Source organism: Planococcus maitriensis, assembly GCF_003289925.1.
Taxonomy (GTDB): Bacteria; Bacillota; Bacilli; order Bacillales_A; family Planococcaceae; genus Planococcus; species Planococcus maitriensis.
Map to the genome: position 1 here is coordinate 147165 of NZ_QLZQ01000002.1, position 17886 is coordinate 165050.

Genomic DNA, 17886 nt, shown 5'->3' on the forward strand with positions numbered 1-17886 from the left:
TCCCTCCTCAAAGCTTTCTGTTTCCATTTTACCTGACGCAGCAAGTAACTGAAAGGAAAAAAAGTTTGAAGTCCGAAGACTCCAAACTTTTCGTCAATAAACTGATGTATTATCTTTGTTCATTTTCTCTAGGATTTCTTTAACACGCGCCAGGAATTGGCCGCATACGAGGCCATCGAGCACACGATGGTCGAGCGACAGGCATAAGTTGACCATATCACGCGCAGCGATCATTCCGCCCTCCATGATAACTGGTCGCTTGACGATTGACTCGACTTGGATGATGGCAGCCTGAGGGTGGTTGATGATGCCCATGGACTGGACAGACCCGAACGAGCCGGTGTTGTTGACGGTGAATGTGCCGCCTTGCATATCTGCCGATTTCAATTTGCCTGTGCGCGCTTTTTGCGCCAGTTCATTGATTTCTCGTCCGATGCCTTTGACGGATTTCTCATCGGCATTTTTGATGACCGGCACGAACAAAGCATTATCAGAAGCTACCGCGATCGAGATGTTGATGTCTTTTTTCTGGATGATCTTGTCCCCTGCCCACATCGAGTTCATCATCGGGAACTCTTTCAATGCCTGGGAGATCGCTTTGACGAAGAATGCAAAATACGTGATGTTGAACCCTTCTTTTTTCTTGAAGTCGCCTTTGATGGAATCGCGGAATTGCGCAAGGTCCGTCACGTCGACTTCGATCATCATCCATGCATGAGGTGCTTCATGCTTGCTCTTGAGCATATTCGCTGCAATTGCTTTGCGCACGCCAGTAACAGGGATTTCAATATCGCCAGGTGCCGATTCGATCGGCTCTTCCTTGGCTGCCGGCGCTTTCGGCGCTTGTTGCGGTGCAGCTTGTTGAACAGGCTCTGCTGCTTCAGTTGCTTGAGACGCTTGTGCCGTCTCCCCGCCAGCTTGCGGGATATTGCCGCTTTCGATCAATTGCATCAAATCCTTGCGGGTGATGCGGCCTTCGTTTCCGGATCCTTCAACTTGGTTCAGGTCGATATCGTGTTCTTGTGCGAGGCGTAGAACGGCTGGTGAATAACGCGCTTTTCCGCCTTGTGGCTTAGCTGGTTTCGAAGAGCCTTTTTCCCCTTCGAGCTTTTTGGTCGGTGCGGCGCCTGCAGCCGGCATTTCATTGGCTTTCTCGCCTTCCACCGGTTTTGCCTCTTCGACTGGGGCAAAATCTCCGCCTTCAGTTTCGATTGTGCAGACCACTTCGCCGACTTCCAATGTATCCCCTTCAGAAGCGATCAATTCCTTGATCGTCCCCGTGAAGGATGAAGGGACTTCTGCGGTTACTTTATCAGTATTGACTTCTGCCAGCGGGTCATACTTGTTGACATGATCGCCTGGCTGGACAAGCCATTTTTCGATTGTGCCTTCTGTTACACTTTCGCCAAGTTGGGGCATCGTGATTTTTTCAATAGCCAAAGGGATTCCTCCTTTTCAATCTGTAATGCATATTCATCTATAAGGTTTATGCGTTAACGGCCAGCTTCTCGGGTCATAAGCCATCCCGGTGTCTAGTTCAGTGCCTAGCTCTTCGGGTCATAAGCCATCCCGGCTATCTGGCAAAGAACGCCACATTGCCAGTTCGTCTTATGCCTGTCAGAGCTGAACAGGCACTTCCACTTTTCGTGGCTGTGCGGCAAAGAGCGCCGCTTCGCCGGTTCGTCTTATGCCTGTCGAAGCTAGACGGCCATTTCCGCTTTTCTTCTTAAAATTCAGCTAGTTCTCTCATGGCTTTTTCGACTTTGTCCGGGTTGATCATGAAGAATTTCTCCATGGTCGGTGCGTATGGCATAGCTGGAACATCCGGGCCTGCTAAGCGCTTGATTGGAGCATCGAGGTCGAATAGGCAGTTCTCAGCGATGATTGCCGCCACTTCGCCGATAATGCTTCCTTCTTTATTGTCTTCTGTGACAAGAAGGACTTTGCCGGTCTTTTTCGCCGCTTCAATGATGCCTTCCTTATCCAATGGATAGATCGTGCGCAAGTCGAGGATATGTGCCGAGTAGCCGTCTTCTGCCAGGCGTTCGGCCGCTTGCAACGCAAAGTTGACAGCCAATCCGTAGGTGATGACGGTGATGTCTTCGCCTTCGCGTTTGACGTCGGCTTTGCCGATTTCGATTGTGTAATCGTCTTCAGGCACTTCGCCTTTGATCAGGCGGTACGCGCGTTTGTGCTCGAAGAACATGACCGGGTCTTCATCGCGTATCGCGGCTTTAAGCAGCCCCTTGGCGTCGTATGGAGTGGACGGGATGACGATTTTCAATCCAGGCTGGTTGGCGAATACCGCTTCGACTGATTGCGAATGATAAAGTGCGCCGTGGACGCCCCCGCCGAATGGAGCACGGAAGACGATCGGGCAAGACCAGTCATTGTTTGAGCGGTAACGGATGCGCGAGGCTTCTGAAATGATTTGGTTGACCGCCGGCATGATGAAATCCGCGAACTGGAATTCAGCGATTGGGCGCAATCCGTACATGGCCGCGCCGATCCCAACGCCTGCGATAGCCGATTCAGCTAGTGGCGTGTCGATTACCCGGTCTTCGCCGAATTCATCGTAAAGGCCTTGGGTCGCTTTGAAAACGCCGCCTTTTTTACCGACATCTTCACCGAGTACGAAAACGTTTTCGTCACGTGCCATTTCTTCTTTCATGGCAAGCGTGATGGCATCAATATAGCTCATAACTGCCATTATTCGTTTCCTCCTTCTTCTGCATAGACGTATTTCAATGCATCTTCCGCTTTTGCGTATGGTGCATTTTCCGCATAATCTGTCGCTTCGTTGACAAGCGCCATGATGCGGTCGTTAATTTCTTTTTCAAGTTCGTCGTCCATGATGCCATTTTCTTTCAAATAAGCACCGAACAATAGAATCGGGTCTTTTTCTTTTTGCGCAGCGAGTTCGTCCGCTGAACGGTATTGGCGATGGTCATCATCTGACGAGTGGGCCGTCATGCGCTCTGAAACTGTCTCGATCAAGCTCGGGCCTTCGCCGTTGCGTGCGCGGTCTGCCGCTTCTTTCACGTGTTTGTAGACTTCGATCGGGTCGTTTCCGTCGATCGTTACGCCCGGCATGCCGTAGCTTGCCGCACGGTCTGAGACATTTTTGCTTGCCACTTGGCGATCGAATGGCACCGAAATGGCGTAGCGGTTGTTTTCGACCATCGTGATGACCGGCAATTTATGTACGCCGGCAAAGTTCAAGCCCTCGTGGAAATCGCCTTGGTTGGAGGACCCTTCACCAAGTGTATTGAATGTGATGAAATCCTTTTTCTTCATTTTTCCTGCAAGCGCAACACCCACTGCGTGAGGAAGCTGCGTTGTTACAGGAGAAGAACCTGTCAGGATGCGATTCTTCTTCTGGCCGAAATGCCCAGGCATCTGGCGGCCGCCGGAGTTCGGGTCTTCTGCTTTGGCAAATGCCGACAGCATCAACTCTTTCGGTGTCATGCCGAAATGAAGGACGACACCAAGGTCGCGGTAATACGGCGCGACGTAATCTTTCGTGTTGTCGAGCGCATAAGCCGCCCCGACTTGCGCCGCTTCCTGCCCTTGGCAAGAGATGACGAATGGGATTTTCCCTGCACGGTTCAGGAGCCACATGCGTTCATCCACACGGCGCGCCGTCAACATCGTTTCGTATATTTTCAAGACATCTTCGTTCGTCAAACCTACTTCTTCGTGTTTTGTAGCCATTGAATTTCCTCCTTTAACTATGGATCGCTTTGCCGTCTACCGCTAAAGCTGCTTCGCCCATGACCTCTGAAAGTGTCGGGTGCGGGTGGATCGTATCTGCAATTTCCCAAGGGGTTGCGTCGAGTACCATGGCAAGTCCGGCTTCTGAGATCATGTCCGTCACATGCGGCCCGATCATATGGACGCCGAGGATATCGTTCGTTTCTTTGTCCGCAATGATTTTCACGAAACCATCCGATTCTCCGTAAACCAGCGCTTTGCCAATTGCCTTGAATGAGAATTTCCCTGTTTTCACATCATAGCCTTGCTCTTTCGCTTGGTCTTCCGTAATCCCGACACTTGCCGCTTCCGGATTGGAGTAGATGCAGCGGGAGACCAAATCGTAATTGATGGCATGCGGGGCGTTGCCTTTAATATGCTCCACGGCTGTAATGCCTTCATGTGAAGCCACGTGAGCCAGCTGCATGCCCCCGATAACATCACCGATTGCGTAAATATGGGATTCTTTTGTCTGGAACGTATTCTTGACCTGGATAAAGCCATTCTCCACAAGGATGTCCGTGTTTTCGATCCCGATATTTTCGACATTCGCTTGGCGCCCGACTGAAACCAGCATCTTTTCTGCAGTGAAGGTTTCGTTGCTGCCGTTGATCTCTGCTTGGATCGCCACTTGGCCATCGCCCTTTTCGATTGTTTCCGGCAGGACTTTCGCGCTTGTCGCGAATTTAACGCCTTTTTTCTTTAATAATTTTTGCATTTCTTTGGAAATGTCTTTGTCTTCGGTCGGGATGATGCGGTCTGCGTATTCAAGGACCGTCACCTCGACGCCAAAATCGTTGAGCATAGAGGCCCACTCGATTCCGATGACGCCGCCTCCGACAATCAGAATGGATTTCGGCAGTTCGCTCATGGCGAGCGCTTCATCCGAGCTCATGACGAATTCCCCGTCGATTTCAAGCCCCGGCAATGTCCGCGGGCGTGAACCGGTGGCGATGATGACGTTGTTCGGGATAAGCATTTCATTTTCTTCCCCGTTGTTCATCTCGACGGAAATCGTTCCAGGGTTCGGCGAGAAGATCGACGGCCCGAGAATGCGGCCGATACCTTCATAGACATCGATCTTGCCTTTTTTCATCAAACCTTGCACACCAGCATGCAATTGGTCGACAATCCCTTGTTTGCGCTGTTGGACGCGCGAGAAATCGAGTGATACTTCGCCGGTGTTGACCCCAAAATCAGCGGCATGGTTTTTTGTCGTTGCGTATACTTCCGCACTGCGGAGCAGTGCTTTACTCGGGATGCAGCCTTGATGCAGGCATGTGCCGCCCAGGTTGCCTTTTTCGACAATCGCAGTTTTGAGTCCGAGCTGGGCAGAGCGGATTGCCGCTACATAGCCGCCCGTACCGCCGCCTAGAATGACGACATCGTAATTTTGAGCCATTGGGTATTCCTCCTTTGGAATGATTAACCGTTTGGATAGATTCGAGCTTGTTCTTCGCCGTCGAGGACCCGGCTGGCGCCTTCTGCGAGCGCTTGCAATTCATTTTCACCGGGTTGGACCACGACATCGGCAATCCAGGAAATCCGGTCTGAAATCGATTTAACGAAATCTTTGCCATAAGCCAAGCCGCCCGTCAAGATGATGGCATCGACTTGCCCTTTTAATACGGCACTAGCAGAACCGATTTCCTTGGCGACTTGATAAGCCATCGCATCGTATATCAAGGATGCTTCCTTATCGCCTTTTTGGATGCGTTTTTCGACGGTCACGGCGTCATTTGTCCCGAGATAACCGACCAAACCGCCTTGCCCGACTAATTTTTTCATGATTTCGTGGCGGTAATATTGGCCGGAAAAGCACAGTTCGACCAAATCACCTGCAGGCACGGTGCCTGCCCGCTCCGGGCTGAAAGGGCCATCGCCGTGCAAGCCATTATTGACGTCGACGACTTTGCCGCCTTCATGGACGCCGACCGTGATGCCGCCGCCCATATGTGTGACAATGAGGCGAAGGTCTTGATAAGCGCGCCCTGTTTCTTTGGCATAGCGTCTCGCGACTGCCTTTTGGTTCAGGGCATGGAAAATCGATTTTCGTTCAATCAATGAAAATCCCGAAACGCGCGCCACAGGCGACAATTCATCGACAACCACAGGATCGACGATAAATGCCGGGATGTTCAGCCCTTCGGCAATTTCATGGGCGATGATGCCGCCGAGATTGGAGGCGTGCTGGCCTGAATAGCCCTCACGCAAATCCTCCAGCATCGCTTCATTGACAGCGTAAGTGCCGCCTTCGATCGGCCGCAACAAGCCGCCCCTTCCGCATACGGCAGAAAGTTTCGAGACGTTCATGCCTTCTTCATCCAGCGCTTCCAATATGTTTTGTTTCCTGAATTGGAACTGGTCAATAATGGCAGGGAAATCCGCCAGCTCTTCTGTTGAGTGGCGGATTGTTTTTTCAAGGATCTGGACATCGTTGTCAAAAACGCCGATCTTTGTCGAAGTTGAGCCGGGGTTAATGACCAGAATTCGATTCAGCTGTTTTTGCACATCGATTCCTCCATTTCTTCCTTCTGGTTAGCGTCTGCTCAAGATATCGTGGCCGTGGCCGCTGCGCAGGAATTGGCTTCTGGAATTACGGACGCGTTCGATGCGCTCTTCAGCCATGCGCTCAGCAGCGATATAGCTTGGGATTCCGTCGCGTTTAGCGATTTCGAAGATGCGCGTGATGCTGTCGTAGATCGTTTCAACGCGTTTCATGGCGCGTTCGTTGTTGTAGCCGTAAAGCTCATCCGCTACGTTGATGACGCCGCCTGAGTTGATAACGAAATCCGGTGCGTAAACGATGCCGCGTGCTTCAAGCTCATCGCCGTGGCGTTCTTCTTTCAATTGGTTGTTGGCAGATCCTGCGACCACTTTCACCTTCAATTGAGGAATCGTCTCATCGTTGATGATTGCCCCCATTGCGCAAGGTGCAAAGATGTCCGCATCTTGCGAGTAGATTTCGCCCGGCTCGACAGCAGTTGCGCCGAATGCATCCACTGCACGCTGTACGGCTTCTTTGTTGATGTCCGTGACGATCAATTTCGCGCCTTCTTTGTGCAAATACTCGCACAGCGGGTAAGCGACGTTACCGACGCCTTGCACTGCCACTGTTTTGCCTTCAAGTGAATCGTCGCCGTAAGCTTCCATCGCAGCAGCTTTCATGCCGATGTATGCGCCGTAAGCAGTGACAGGCGATGGATTGCCTGATGAACCGAATGCCGGCGAGATGCCCGTGACGAAATCTGTTTCTTCGTGGATCATATCCATATCGGCTACAGTCGTACCCACATCTTCAGCCGTGATGTAACGGCCGTTCAAGCCTTGGATGAAACGGCCGAAAGCGCGGAACATTTCTTCATTTTTGTCTTTCAGCGGATCGCCGATGATAACGGTTTTACCGCCGCCGAGGTTAAGGCCGGCTGCTGCGTTTTTGTAAGTCATGCCGCGCCCTAGGCGGATCGCGTCTTCAATCGCTTCTTCTTCAGTTTCATAGTTCCACATGCGTGTGCCGCCAAGAGCTGGCCCAAGAGTCGTATCGTGGATGCAGATGATGGCTTTAAGCCCAGAGTTTTTATCTTGGCAAAATACCAATTGCTCGTAATCGTGTTCTTCCATCTTTTTGAAAATTTCCATCGTAAATTCCTCCTAGTGGTTTATGGTTTCTATTGCTTACTAAGTTAGAGGCCGCCATCCTTCAAGGATTCCCTTGAATTGAAGCTGCTCTTTATAAAGTCGCTGAGCGCAAGGCTAAAGCGAGAGAGAATAATTTGCTTTCTGCACTGTCGGCGCGCGATGTCAAGACGATCGGCGCTTTTGCGCCTGCAATGATGCCGCCGACTTTGGCTCTGGAAAAGTAGACAAGTGATTTATAGAGGATATTGCCGGCTTCGATGTTCGGTACCAGCAAGATGTCTGCATGCCCCGCTGTGTCCCCTTCAATGCGTTTATGCTTTGCCGCTTCCACGGAGATGGCGTTGTCCAGGGCCAGTGGGCCATCAACGATACAATCCGTAATCTGCCCGCGCTTGTTCATGGCGGCCAGCGCTGCAGCATCCAAAGTTGCCTGCATGGCGGGATTGACGACCTCGACCGCCGCAAGCGCCGCTACAATCGGTAAATTGACGCCGCTCGACTGCGCAACCTGGACGGCATTGCGGATGATCTGTGCCTTTTCCTGAAGCGATGGTTGGATGTTCATGCCGGCATCGGTAACGAATATGAGCCGGTCATAGCCTTCGACTTCAAAAGCCGCCACATGGGATAACACCGATCCTGTGCGGAGCCCGTAATCTGCGTTGAGTGCCGCTTTCATCAGTGTTGCGGTGGGGATATGCCCTTTCATCAAGACGCTGGCGTCATTCATGAAGACAGCCCGCACTGCTTCTTTTGCCGCTTGCTGAGGCCCGTTCACGTGATGGATCGAAAGTTTCGGATGGCCCTTCAAATGGGGGAAATCATCTGCGATCAATTGCTTCAATGTCGCTTCGTCATCGTATAGATGAAAGCTTGCCAGATTTTGATCGAGCGCCAATGAAACGGCTTCCAAAACCGCGTGGTCAGCAGCTGCTGCCACCGCGACTGCGTGCTCATCCTGCAAGTCGATTCCATCGACGATGTTCTGCAAAGTGGTCATCTCTATCACCTCATTCCTTTTTATTAAAACAGAAGAAAGCTTGAGATATAAGGGATGTAAGCGTTTTATTTGCAAAATACGGCAGTTCTCTTTGCAAATTATTGCAAAACCTTGCAGAGAGTTGCAAAACCTTATAGTAGTCCGAATTTTTCCAATTTATAGTATAAAGTACGCAAGGAAATCTGGAGCTGTTTTGCCGTTTTCGACTTATTTCCTTTCGCCTCTTCCAGTGCACGGTGTAAAATCCCACGTTCGACCGTTTCGAGCTGTTCCTGCAATGGCGCCGATGCCGGGATGACCACTTCATTCTTCGCTTCTGCCGCTTTCAGCATATTCAAGGGGATATGGTCTTCTGTCATGACTTTGTCGTTCATCTGCATGAAAATCATTGAACGGCTTAAGATATTTTCCAGTTCACGCACATTGCCAGGCCAATCGTACATCTTCAAAAATTGCAGTGCTTTTTCCGATACACTTTCCACATTCCGGCCGTATTCCTGGTTGAGCTTCAGCAACAAGCGATCCACGATGCGCGGAATGTCCTGTTTCCTGCTGCGCAGCGGGGGGATCAAGATCGGCATGCGGTTCAACCGGTAATACAGGTCTTCACGGAAGGTCCCGTCAAGCAGCGCCTTTTCCATATTGGCATTGGTCGAAGCGATGACACGGACATTGACCGGGATCGGTTTGGTCCCGCCGATCCGCATCGTTTCATGTTCCTGCAAGACGCGCAGCAATTTGCTTTGGATCTGGGGAGACAATTCCCCGATTTCATCCAGGAAAATGCTGCCGTTGTTCGCTTCCTCCAGCAAGCCCCGTTTTGCACCTGTCCGGCTCTCAAGCGTCGCACCTTCTTCGTAACCGAACAATTCGGCATCCAATTGCTCACTCGATACGGCCGCACAATTGACGCGGACGAACTTATTGAACTGGCGTTCGCTGGCACTGTGGATGGCGTGCGCGAACAATTCCTTGCCCGTGCCCGACTCTCCGCGTAGCAGCACGGTCACAAGCGTTTGTGCGGCAAGTTTTGCTTGCTGCAGCGACAATTGCATCTCAGGTGACAAACCGATGATGTCATCGAAAGTGTATTTCGACTCAAGCGTGCGGATGATGCTTCTCGCACGGTCCAGTTCCTTCATGAGCGAACGGATTTCGGTGGTGTCATGGATGACCCCGACACTTCCCTTTAACTGGTTATCGACGATGATCGGCGCAACATTGACGATGACTTCCCGTTTGGCTGGGCCGACTTTTAAATTGACGCCACGCACAGGCTTTCGGGTCTGCAAGGCTTTGAAATGCATGCTCTCTCCTTCTGAGATGTCCGCAGATGCCGGGCGGCCGATGACTTGCTCCATTTCAAGGCCGGTGATTCTTGTATAGGCCGGATTGACAAGCAAGCCGATGCCTTTTTCGTCCACAACTGAAATGGCATCGTCGCTGGATTGGATGATCGCTTGGAGCATCGTCTGGATTTCTTTCAGGTCAGTGATTTCCTCGGCGAGTGAAACCACTTCCGTAATATCCTTGAACACCGCGAAGGCACCGATCAATTCGCCGGTTTCATCGATCATCGGGAAACGGCTCGTGACGATTTTCGATCCGTCTTTCAGTTCAAGCTCCCGGTTCAATTCCGTCCTGCCTGTCTCGATGATCCTCGGCAATTCACTCATCGAAATCAATTCATGGATATGCCGGCCGATCGCTTCATCCTGCTTGACCGAAAGCATGCGTGCAGCGCTGCGATTGATGAAATTAATATGGTTGTCGAGATCGATGCCGACCATGCCTTCGTCGATTGAATTGAAAATGATCGATCCCTTATGGCTCTCGTTGCTCAGCCGGTTGATATAATGCTCTTTCTCATCCATCAGGCGTACAAAAACATTGGCGACGCTCCCTGGGATAATGACGGTGCGGGGCGGATAGAAACGGCGCAAGCGCTGCGTCAATTCGTCGTCGCCTGTCACGTTGAAGACGATATCGACCGCTTTCGGCAATTCCCGGTAATCCGTAGCAGTGGAAATATTGAATTTTCCAGCTTCCTGTAGAGCCGGAGCTGCCCCGTCGATGTCAGCAACTCCTTCTACATGGAACCATCCGGATTCGACGAGCAGCTTCAAAATTGCAGATCCGCCGATCCCGCCGCCGATAATGATTACATTTTGCAATTTTCTTCAAACCTTTCTGTCACGATTCATGCAATGTACTGCACATATATTTCTAGCCTACCGCAGGGGACAATTCTTGACAACTTTAAGCGGATTGGAAACAATGGAACATGAAGGATGTGGAATAGATGGGACGATTGATTGCATTTATCATTTTGCTCATTCCCGGCGTCATGGCCGCTTATGGCATCAAATTAATGCGGGATACCCTTTTCAATAAATTGCTCGAACCGTATCCCGCTCTGTGGATGCAGTTTACACTCGGGACGCTCTTTACAGTGATCGGCATCGGCTTCTTCGCTGGATTCCTGTTGAATCGTGACCGGAAAAAAGGCAATGTGTCTGAACGGTTCCAGAAGCGATAAATGGGCCTTTGCAATGAACACAAAAAAACCAGCCAGGAACAATCGTTCCTGGCTGGTTTTTTGTCTTTAGCGCTGCAATTCCATTGTACCCTGCGGCCGCATAACTTTTGCGCGTGCAGGATAATCGGTGATGATGCCTTTGACCGAAGGATGGAGTGTGCGGAGAAAACGTTCATTCCCCGATACCCCATAAAGCCGAACCGCCTTGCCCATCTCCGCAATCGGTTCTAGCCATTTGGGTTTATGGAACCTTTTGTGGAAATGGAAACTGTCGAGCCAATGGTAATCCTCGAGCCCGTTCCACTGGGAGGCCCGTTTCAATATCCACGCTATTTCAATACTCGGCAGCAAGCGTTTCATCCTCGCAAGAAGCTCAGCATCGAATGATGAGAGATGGATATTGTCTACCCCTTCAAGCAAAGCCGCGATAATTTCAGGGCCGTCGGGATGCTTTGCGACAGAGGACTTCAATTCGATATTCAATGGAATGTTTTTCTTTTTCGCCCAGTCAATCACTTCATATGCCAGTGGAATTGAATGGCGCCCGAAGCGCCTGAACCTTTTCCGGATCGACAGCGACTTCAGGGATTCATACGGCATACTATAAATATCCTCCTGCGTCCTCGCCAGGCGTTTTAATTGATCGTCATGGTAGACGATTGCTATGCCGTCCCGCGTCATCTGGACATCCAACTCGATGCCCACTTGTATTTGATGCGCCAATTCGAATGCTTGCCATGTATTTTCAAGGGCATGCCCAGATGCACCGCGATGCGCATAGATTTCGATTTCAGACATAGTTTCCTCCCCTTTTTTTGGATAGGACCCAACTTTAATCATTTATTTTATCACTTCATTAATTGGCTGCAAGTGTTGGGCTTGCTTGTGGGCGATTTTTTATTTTTTATATTCCCTTATGTAGTTTAATACATTTCTTTAAGGGGCACTGCCGCGCAAAAAAAAACCGGCCCCCTCACAGGAGCCGGTCCATGCGTATTATGGTTCAGTGGTGCCGAGGCTGTCGACGATCATGGCGATGAATTCTGAATTGGACGGCTTTGATTGCAGATGCGATTCGCTATAGCCGAACACGGTGGCGATATGCGCGACAGATTCACTGCGCACCCACACTTGTTCGATGGCATGGCGGATCGACCTTTCGACCCGTGCCGCCGTCGTATCGAACTTCAAAGCGATCTTCGGATACAGCTCTTTCGTCACTTTTCCAAGTGCAGAAGGTTCATCCACGACGATCGATACAGCCGCTTTCAAATACATATAGCCTTTTAAATGCGGCGGCACGCCGATATCTTTCAGCCTCGATGTGATGGCTTCGTCTTTTGTCACCATGCCGCTTTTCGCCGGCTGGTCCCCATTTTTCATGATATGGTTGATCTGGACGACCAGCCGCTCGGTCTCGAACGGTTTCATGATGAAATACGAAGCTCCGTAGTCAGCAGCTTGGCTCATGATCGACTCCTGGCCGAATGCAGACAGCATGATGACATGGATTTTACTCAAGCGCTCATCGGATCGCAGCACATCGAGCACCGCAATGCCATCGAGATACGGCATGATGATGTCGAGCAGCAAGATGTCCGCATCGGTCTGTTCCAGAATGCCGATGCATTCCCTGCCATCGTAGGCAACGCCCACCACTTCCATGTTCGGCTGTGAATCAAGGAATTCGGTCATCAATTCGACAAGCTCACGGTTATCATCGGCAATGGCGATTTTTATTTTCTCCATATTTTTCTCTCCTAAAATACAAGCTCCGGACCTTTATTTCATCAACAGCTTCCGGTCCCTCGCCAAAGTCAGCAATTCATCGGCATGCTGTAAGGTCAACTCGGTGATTTCCGCCCCCGACAGCATGCGGCTCATTTCTTCAGTGCGCTTGCGCCCAGCCAATTCCTTCACCGATGTGGTCGTGCGGTCTTTCGATACTTTTTTCTCGATGAACAGATGCTGGTCCGCCATCGCAGCGACTTGCGGCAGATGGGAAATGCACAGCACCTGGGAATGGCGTGCGATGGCGGCGATTTTTTCTGCGATCGCCTGTGCCACGCGCCCGCTGACTCCTGTATCGACTTCATCGAAAATGATCGATGTGATGCCCTGGTGCTTGGAAAAGATGGTCTTGAGCGCGAGCATCATGCGTGACAATTCACCGCCTGAGGCGACTTTCGTCAGCGGCTTCAAAGGCTCCCCGACATTCGTCGAAATATGGAATGCGATGCTGTCCTGCCCGAAACGGTCGAATTTGCCTTTCGGCAGCAGATTGAATTGGACTTCAAATGAAGCTTTGCCCATGTGGAGCTCCTTCAACTGCTCCATGATCGCTTTCGCCAATTTGGCTGCCGCCTGCTTTCTGAGCATGGTCAGTTCTTCCGCCTCGATGCGCAAGTCCTCGGTCAATTCCTTCAGTTTCTCCTGGTCTAGCCGCAGGCGCTGGTCGCGGTTGAGCAATTTGTCGAGTTCGTCCGCTTGCTCTTCCTGGTACAATAGGATGTCTTCGACCGAGGCGCCGTATTTGCGCTTCAAGGACTGCAATAACGCCAAGCGCTGTTCGATTTCATTGAGCCGTTCCGGGTCGAATTCCAGCTGGTCCAGTATGCGCTTGATTTCGGTTGACGTGTCCTGGAGCTGATAGAATGCCCCTGCGACCGACTCCGAGGCTTCCTGGAACTGCTCATCGACCGCTGCGGCATGTTCAAGTTCGCTCATCGCGTTGCCGACCCAATCCAGCCCTTTCGACTCCCCTTGAATCGCTTCATGGGCTTGTGAAATCGACTCGAAGATTTTGGTGAAATTCTGCAGCCGTTTGCGTTCTTCCAGTAAAGTTTCTTCTTCTCCCGGCACGAGCTGGGCATCTTCGATTTCACGTAATTGGAATGTCAGTAAGTCGATGCGCTGTGCAATCTGCTGCTCGTTTTCGTTATAGCTGGCGAATTCACGTTTCAATTTCGTGTATTTTTCGAATGTGTGGCTATAGCTTTCTTTCGCTTTTGTCAGAAGTTTCCCCGCAAATTGATCCAATAGATGGAGGTGCTGCTTTTCATCCATCAATTCCTGCGTTTCGTGCTGTCCGTGGATGTCGATCAATGCGGCCCCCACTTCGCGCAAAATGGAAATGGTCACAAGTTTGCCGTTGATGCGGCAAACGTTCTTGCCTTTGCCGTTCAGCTCGCGGCGCAAAAGAACATCGCCATCGCTCGCCTGGATGCCGAAATCCTCCAGTTTTTTATGGACCGGATGCTTTTCGCTTTCGATGTGGAACAAGCCTTCGATTTCAGCCTTTTGGGCCCCGTGACGAATGAACTCCTGGCTTCCGCGCCCTCCGGCCAGTAAATGCACGGCATCGATGATGATCGATTTACCGGCACCGGTCTCTCCTGTCAGAACTGTCATGCCTTCTGTAAAACTGACCGATAATGTATCGATAATCGCAAAATTGCGTATATCCAATTCTCGCAGCATATACATCCACCTCTTTATTAAAGCATTTCGATCAAGCGCTGTTTCAGCACTTCGCGATGTTCCACATCCCGGCAGATGATCAAACATGTATCATCCCCGCAGATCGTCCCCAGAATTTCCTCCCAATCCAAATGGTCGATCAAGGAACCGATGGCATGGGCATTGCCCGGCAAGGTTTTCATGACCAAGAAATGGCTGGCCCCATCGATGCTGACGAATGCGTCAGTGAGCGCACGGTGCAGTTTCTGCATCGGGTTGAAGCGCTGGTCTGCCGGCAAACTGTATTTGTAGCGGCCGTCCTGCAAAGGGACTTTCACTAAATGAAGTTCCTTTATATCACGGGATACGGTCGCTTGCGTCACTTCATAGCCCGCAGCTTTCAATAAGTCGACCAAATCATCTTGCGTTTCGATTTCGCGATTTGAGATCAAGTCGCGGATTTTGATATGACGTTGTCCTTTATTCATGGTGCTCCCCCTTGAGTGAATAATTATTCCATATACTTTATATCGTAACTCTAAACCGCTTTGAAGACAAGAAAACATCCTGCCCGTGCCAGAACTATTTACCCCTTATCGCCAAGCTTCACTCATTTTCAGCGGCAAAGCAGAAAAAAGGACAGGGAAGGAACTCCCCTGTCCTTTTAATTAAGATGGCGACGTGTTTTTTTCCTTGAATGCGGAATGGGCATTCTCGACCACTTGTGCAATCGAATGCGCATCCGGCAAATCACTTTTCCCCGCCTGCTCGTTGGAGACAAGATGGAACAAAAACTCGATATTGCCTTCGCCCCCGGTGATCGGCGAATGGGTCATCGCCTTTACTTCAAAACCGCAATCGACGGCATAGGCTGCCACTTTTTGCAGCACTTCCTGATGCACTTTCGGATCGCGGACAATGCCTTTTTTGCCGACTTTCTCGCGCCCCGCTTCAAACTGCGGCTTAACGAGAGCTATACAGTCGCCGCCTGGCACCAGAATGGTCTTCAGTACCGGCAGGATGATGCGCAGCGAGATGAAGGAGACGTCGATCGTCGCCACTTCCGGCAAGCCTTCCCCGAAATCTTCAGGCTTTGAATGCCGGAAATTGGTGCGTTCCATGACGGTGACGCGCGGGTCCTGGCGGATTTTCCAGGCCAGTTGGTTATAGCCGACATCGAGTGCGTAGCCATGGCGCGCGCCGTTTTGCAATGCGCAATCGGTAAAGCCGCCGGTCGATGAGCCGATGTCGAGCATCATTTTGCCTTCCACCGTAACATCGAATTCAGCAAGCGCTTTTTCCAGTTTCAAGCCGCCGCGGCTGACATAGCGCAAATCATTGCCCTTTTTTTCAAGCGGCGCATCTTCAGGGATTTTTTCGCCGGGTTTCTCGAGGCGTTCGCTGCCCGAGAAAATCACTCCCGCCATGATGGCACGCTTGGCTTTTTCCCTTGTTTCGCAAATGCCCCGCTCAACCAGCAGGACATCCACCCGTTCTTTTTTCACTTTATTCATAGAGCGTTCGACCGCTCCTGCTGCTGCGAATTCTGGCGGACACGCGATTTGACTTTCTTGACCACTTCGTCGCTATTGAGATGGATTTCATCCATCAACTCGGCGACATCACCGTGTTCAACAAAGAGATCCGGTATGCCCATACGGTCGATGACAGCGCCTTCGTGGCCGTTGTCATGCGCATACTCAAGCACCGCACTGCCGAAGCCGCCTTGAAGGACCGCTTCCTCGATCGTCAAGACCGGTACATTGCGGCCGAAAATCGATGCAAGCATCTCTTCATCCATCGGTTTGATGAAGCGCGCGTTGACGACTTCCGCCTGGATTCCTTCTTCACGCAATTGCTCAGCTGCATGAAGTGCCATCGGGATGGTCGTGCCGAATGTCAGGATGATGGCATCCGCCCCTTTTTCCATCACTTCCCAGCTGCCGATCGGGATCGCTTTCAGTTCATCGTCCATTGGGACACCGAGGCCATTGCCGCGCGGATAGCGCAATGCAATCGGGCCATCATCGTAATCGATCGCCGTCTTGACCATGTGCTGCCCTTCGTTCTCGTCTTTTGGCATCATCAGGACCATGTTCGGGAGATGGCGCAGGAAGGCGATATCGAAAACGCCTTGATGCGTTTCGCCGTCCGCCCCGACGAGGCCGGAACGGTCGATGCCGATGAAGACATTCAAGTTCTGCCGGCAAATATCATGGACCACTTGGTCGTAGGCACGCTGCAGGAATGTCGAGTAGATCGCAAGGAACGGCTTCATGCCTTGCGTTGCAAGCCCTGCGGCCATGGTGGTCGCATGCTGTTCGGCGATCCCTACATCGAACATGCGCTCAGGGAACTCAGAGGCAAAGCCTTCCAGTTTCGACCCGACAGGCATGGCCGGTGTTATAGCGACGATGCGCTCATCGGTACGGGCAAGTTTGCGTGCGGTCTCGGCGATCAGCCCGCTCCATGAAGGGGCCGTGGATGAAGATTTCACCAAATCGCCGGTTTCCATCTTATAGGGCCCAATTCCATGCCACGTGCCGATTCTATCCTGTTCAGCCGGCAAATAGCCTTTGCCTTTTTTCGTGATGACGTGAAGCAGGACAGGGCCTTTCGTTTTCTTCGCATATTCCAGGTTGTCTTCAAGTTCCTCGAGGTCATGCCCGTCGATCGGGCCGAGGTACGTGAATCCGAGCTCTTCGAAGAACATGCCGGAGACGACCAGATATTTCAGGCTGTCCTTGACGCGCTCTGCCGTTGAAGCGAGCTTGCCGCCGACGGCCGGTACTTTTTTCAGCAAGTATTCCAGGTCGTCTTTGACTTTGTTGTATTTTCCGGCCGTCCGCATGCGCCCAAGTACGCTATGGAGCGCCCCGACATTCGGTGCGATCGACATTTCATTATCATTGAGGATGACGGTCATGTCGGTCTGGGCATGACCGATATGGTTCAGCGCTTCAAACGCCATGCCGCCGGTCAACGCGCCGTCGCCGATGATCGGGATGACGTAATTTTTATCTTTTTTGATATCCCGAGCGGCCGCCATGCCCATGGCAGCGGACAAGGAAGTCGAACTATGGCCGGTTTCCCAGACATCGTGATCGCTTTCATTGCGTTTCGGGAAGCCGCACAGCCCTTTGAATTTCCGCAATGTCTCGAATTGATCCGCACGCCCCGTCAAGATTTTATGGACATAGGACTGATGCCCGACATCCCAAATCAATTTATCGTCCGGGCTATCGAATACACGGTGAAGCGCGATCGTCAATTCCACCACGCCGAGGTTCGGGCCGATATGGCCACCGGTTTTCGAGAGATTTTCTATGAGAAATCGACGGATATCTTCACTTAAGAGCTCCAATTGCTCTGGATTCAGCTCTTTAAGGAAAGATGGACCAGTTATCGAATGAAGATCCATTTGCCATCACACACCTTTTTCTATATTTTCCTGTATTGTTGTCTCCCCATATTATAGCAAGACAGGGCAAATGTA

The 17886-nt window shown here is 51.3% G+C and carries 15 protein-coding genes; 1 reads left to right on the forward strand and 14 read right to left on the reverse strand.

What is annotated here, in order from left to right; all coding sequences use genetic code 11:
- Positions 1 to 93: 93 nt before the first annotated feature.
- The 8 genes from DP119_RS07075 to DP119_RS07110 all read right to left on the reverse strand — a co-directional run bounded on the left by DP119_RS07075 (position 94) and on the right by DP119_RS07110 (position 10566).
- The gene (locus tag DP119_RS07075) at positions 94 to 1440 is read right to left on the reverse strand and encodes a dihydrolipoamide acetyltransferase family protein (protein ID WP_112232236.1); all 1347 of its coding nucleotides are present in this window, start codon (positions 1438 to 1440) and stop codon (positions 94 to 96) included.
- A 286-nt stretch (positions 1441 to 1726) separates the two neighbouring features.
- A complete protein-coding gene (locus tag DP119_RS07080) occupies positions 1727 to 2710 on the reverse strand; it encodes an alpha-ketoacid dehydrogenase subunit beta (RefSeq protein ID WP_112232238.1) in 984 nt (327 codons plus the stop codon).
- Entirely contained in the window at positions 2710 to 3714 is a 1005-nt protein-coding gene (locus DP119_RS07085; RefSeq protein WP_112232240.1) for a thiamine pyrophosphate-dependent dehydrogenase E1 component subunit alpha, read from the reverse strand. The genes DP119_RS07080 and DP119_RS07085 overlap by 1 nt, the downstream gene beginning before the upstream one ends.
- Before the next feature lie 13 nt (positions 3715 to 3727).
- The gene (gene lpdA, locus DP119_RS07090) at positions 3728 to 5155 is read right to left on the reverse strand and encodes a dihydrolipoyl dehydrogenase (protein ID WP_112232242.1); all 1428 of its coding nucleotides are present in this window, start codon (positions 5153 to 5155) and stop codon (positions 3728 to 3730) included.
- Between the two features lie 23 nt (positions 5156 to 5178).
- The gene (gene buk / locus DP119_RS07095) at positions 5179 to 6264 is read right to left on the reverse strand and encodes a butyrate kinase (protein WP_112232244.1); all 1086 of its coding nucleotides are present in this window, start codon (positions 6262 to 6264) and stop codon (positions 5179 to 5181) included.
- Positions 6265 to 6291: 27 nt separating this feature from the next.
- A complete protein-coding gene (locus DP119_RS07100; protein ID WP_112232246.1) occupies positions 6292 to 7392 on the reverse strand; it encodes a Leu/Phe/Val dehydrogenase in 1101 nt (366 codons plus the stop codon).
- A gap of 91 nt (positions 7393 to 7483) precedes the next feature.
- Positions 7484 to 8392 carry a phosphate butyryltransferase gene (gene yqiS / locus DP119_RS07105; RefSeq protein WP_112232248.1) on the reverse strand — a complete coding sequence of 303 codons (909 nt, stop codon included), beginning with the start codon at positions 8390 to 8392 and terminating at the stop codon, positions 7484 to 7486.
- Positions 8393 to 8523: 131 nt separating this feature from the next.
- A complete protein-coding gene (locus DP119_RS07110) occupies positions 8524 to 10566 on the reverse strand; it encodes a sigma-54 interaction domain-containing protein (protein ID WP_112232250.1) in 2043 nt (680 codons plus the stop codon).
- A gap of 128 nt (positions 10567 to 10694) precedes the next feature.
- Here DP119_RS07110 and DP119_RS07115 point away from each other — a divergent pair, with 128 nt between their 5' ends.
- Entirely contained in the window at positions 10695 to 10931 is a 237-nt protein-coding gene (locus DP119_RS07115) for a DUF2627 domain-containing protein (RefSeq protein ID WP_101190263.1), read from the forward strand.
- A gap of 66 nt (positions 10932 to 10997) precedes the next feature.
- Here the strand turns inward: DP119_RS07115 and DP119_RS07120 are convergent, their stop codons facing one another.
- The 6 genes from DP119_RS07120 to dxs all read right to left on the reverse strand — a co-directional run bounded on the left by DP119_RS07120 (position 10998) and on the right by dxs (position 17811).
- Positions 10998 to 11729, reverse strand: a complete 732-nt coding sequence (locus DP119_RS07120; RefSeq protein WP_112232252.1) for a glycerophosphodiester phosphodiesterase — start codon at positions 11727 to 11729, stop codon at positions 10998 to 11000.
- 198 nt (positions 11730 to 11927) lie between these two features.
- A complete protein-coding gene (gene spo0A, locus DP119_RS07125) occupies positions 11928 to 12680 on the reverse strand; it encodes a sporulation transcription factor Spo0A (RefSeq protein WP_112232254.1) in 753 nt (250 codons plus the stop codon).
- Between the two features lie 33 nt (positions 12681 to 12713).
- Positions 12714 to 14411, reverse strand: coding sequence for a DNA repair protein RecN (recN, locus tag DP119_RS07130; RefSeq protein ID WP_112232256.1), 1698 nt, complete (start codon positions 14409 to 14411; stop codon positions 12714 to 12716).
- A gap of 17 nt (positions 14412 to 14428) precedes the next feature.
- Entirely contained in the window at positions 14429 to 14878 is a 450-nt protein-coding gene (gene ahrC / locus DP119_RS07135; RefSeq protein ID WP_058380870.1) for a transcriptional regulator AhrC/ArgR, read from the reverse strand.
- 180 nt (positions 14879 to 15058) lie between these two features.
- A complete protein-coding gene (locus DP119_RS07140) occupies positions 15059 to 15904 on the reverse strand; it encodes a TlyA family RNA methyltransferase (protein WP_112232258.1) in 846 nt (281 codons plus the stop codon).
- Positions 15901 to 17811: a 1-deoxy-D-xylulose-5-phosphate synthase gene (gene dxs, locus DP119_RS07145; protein ID WP_112232260.1), complete on the reverse strand. Its 1911-nt coding sequence runs from the start codon at positions 17809 to 17811 to the stop codon at positions 15901 to 15903. Before dxs ends, DP119_RS07140 begins: the two co-directional genes overlap by 4 nt.
- Positions 17812 to 17886 lie beyond the last annotated feature (75 nt).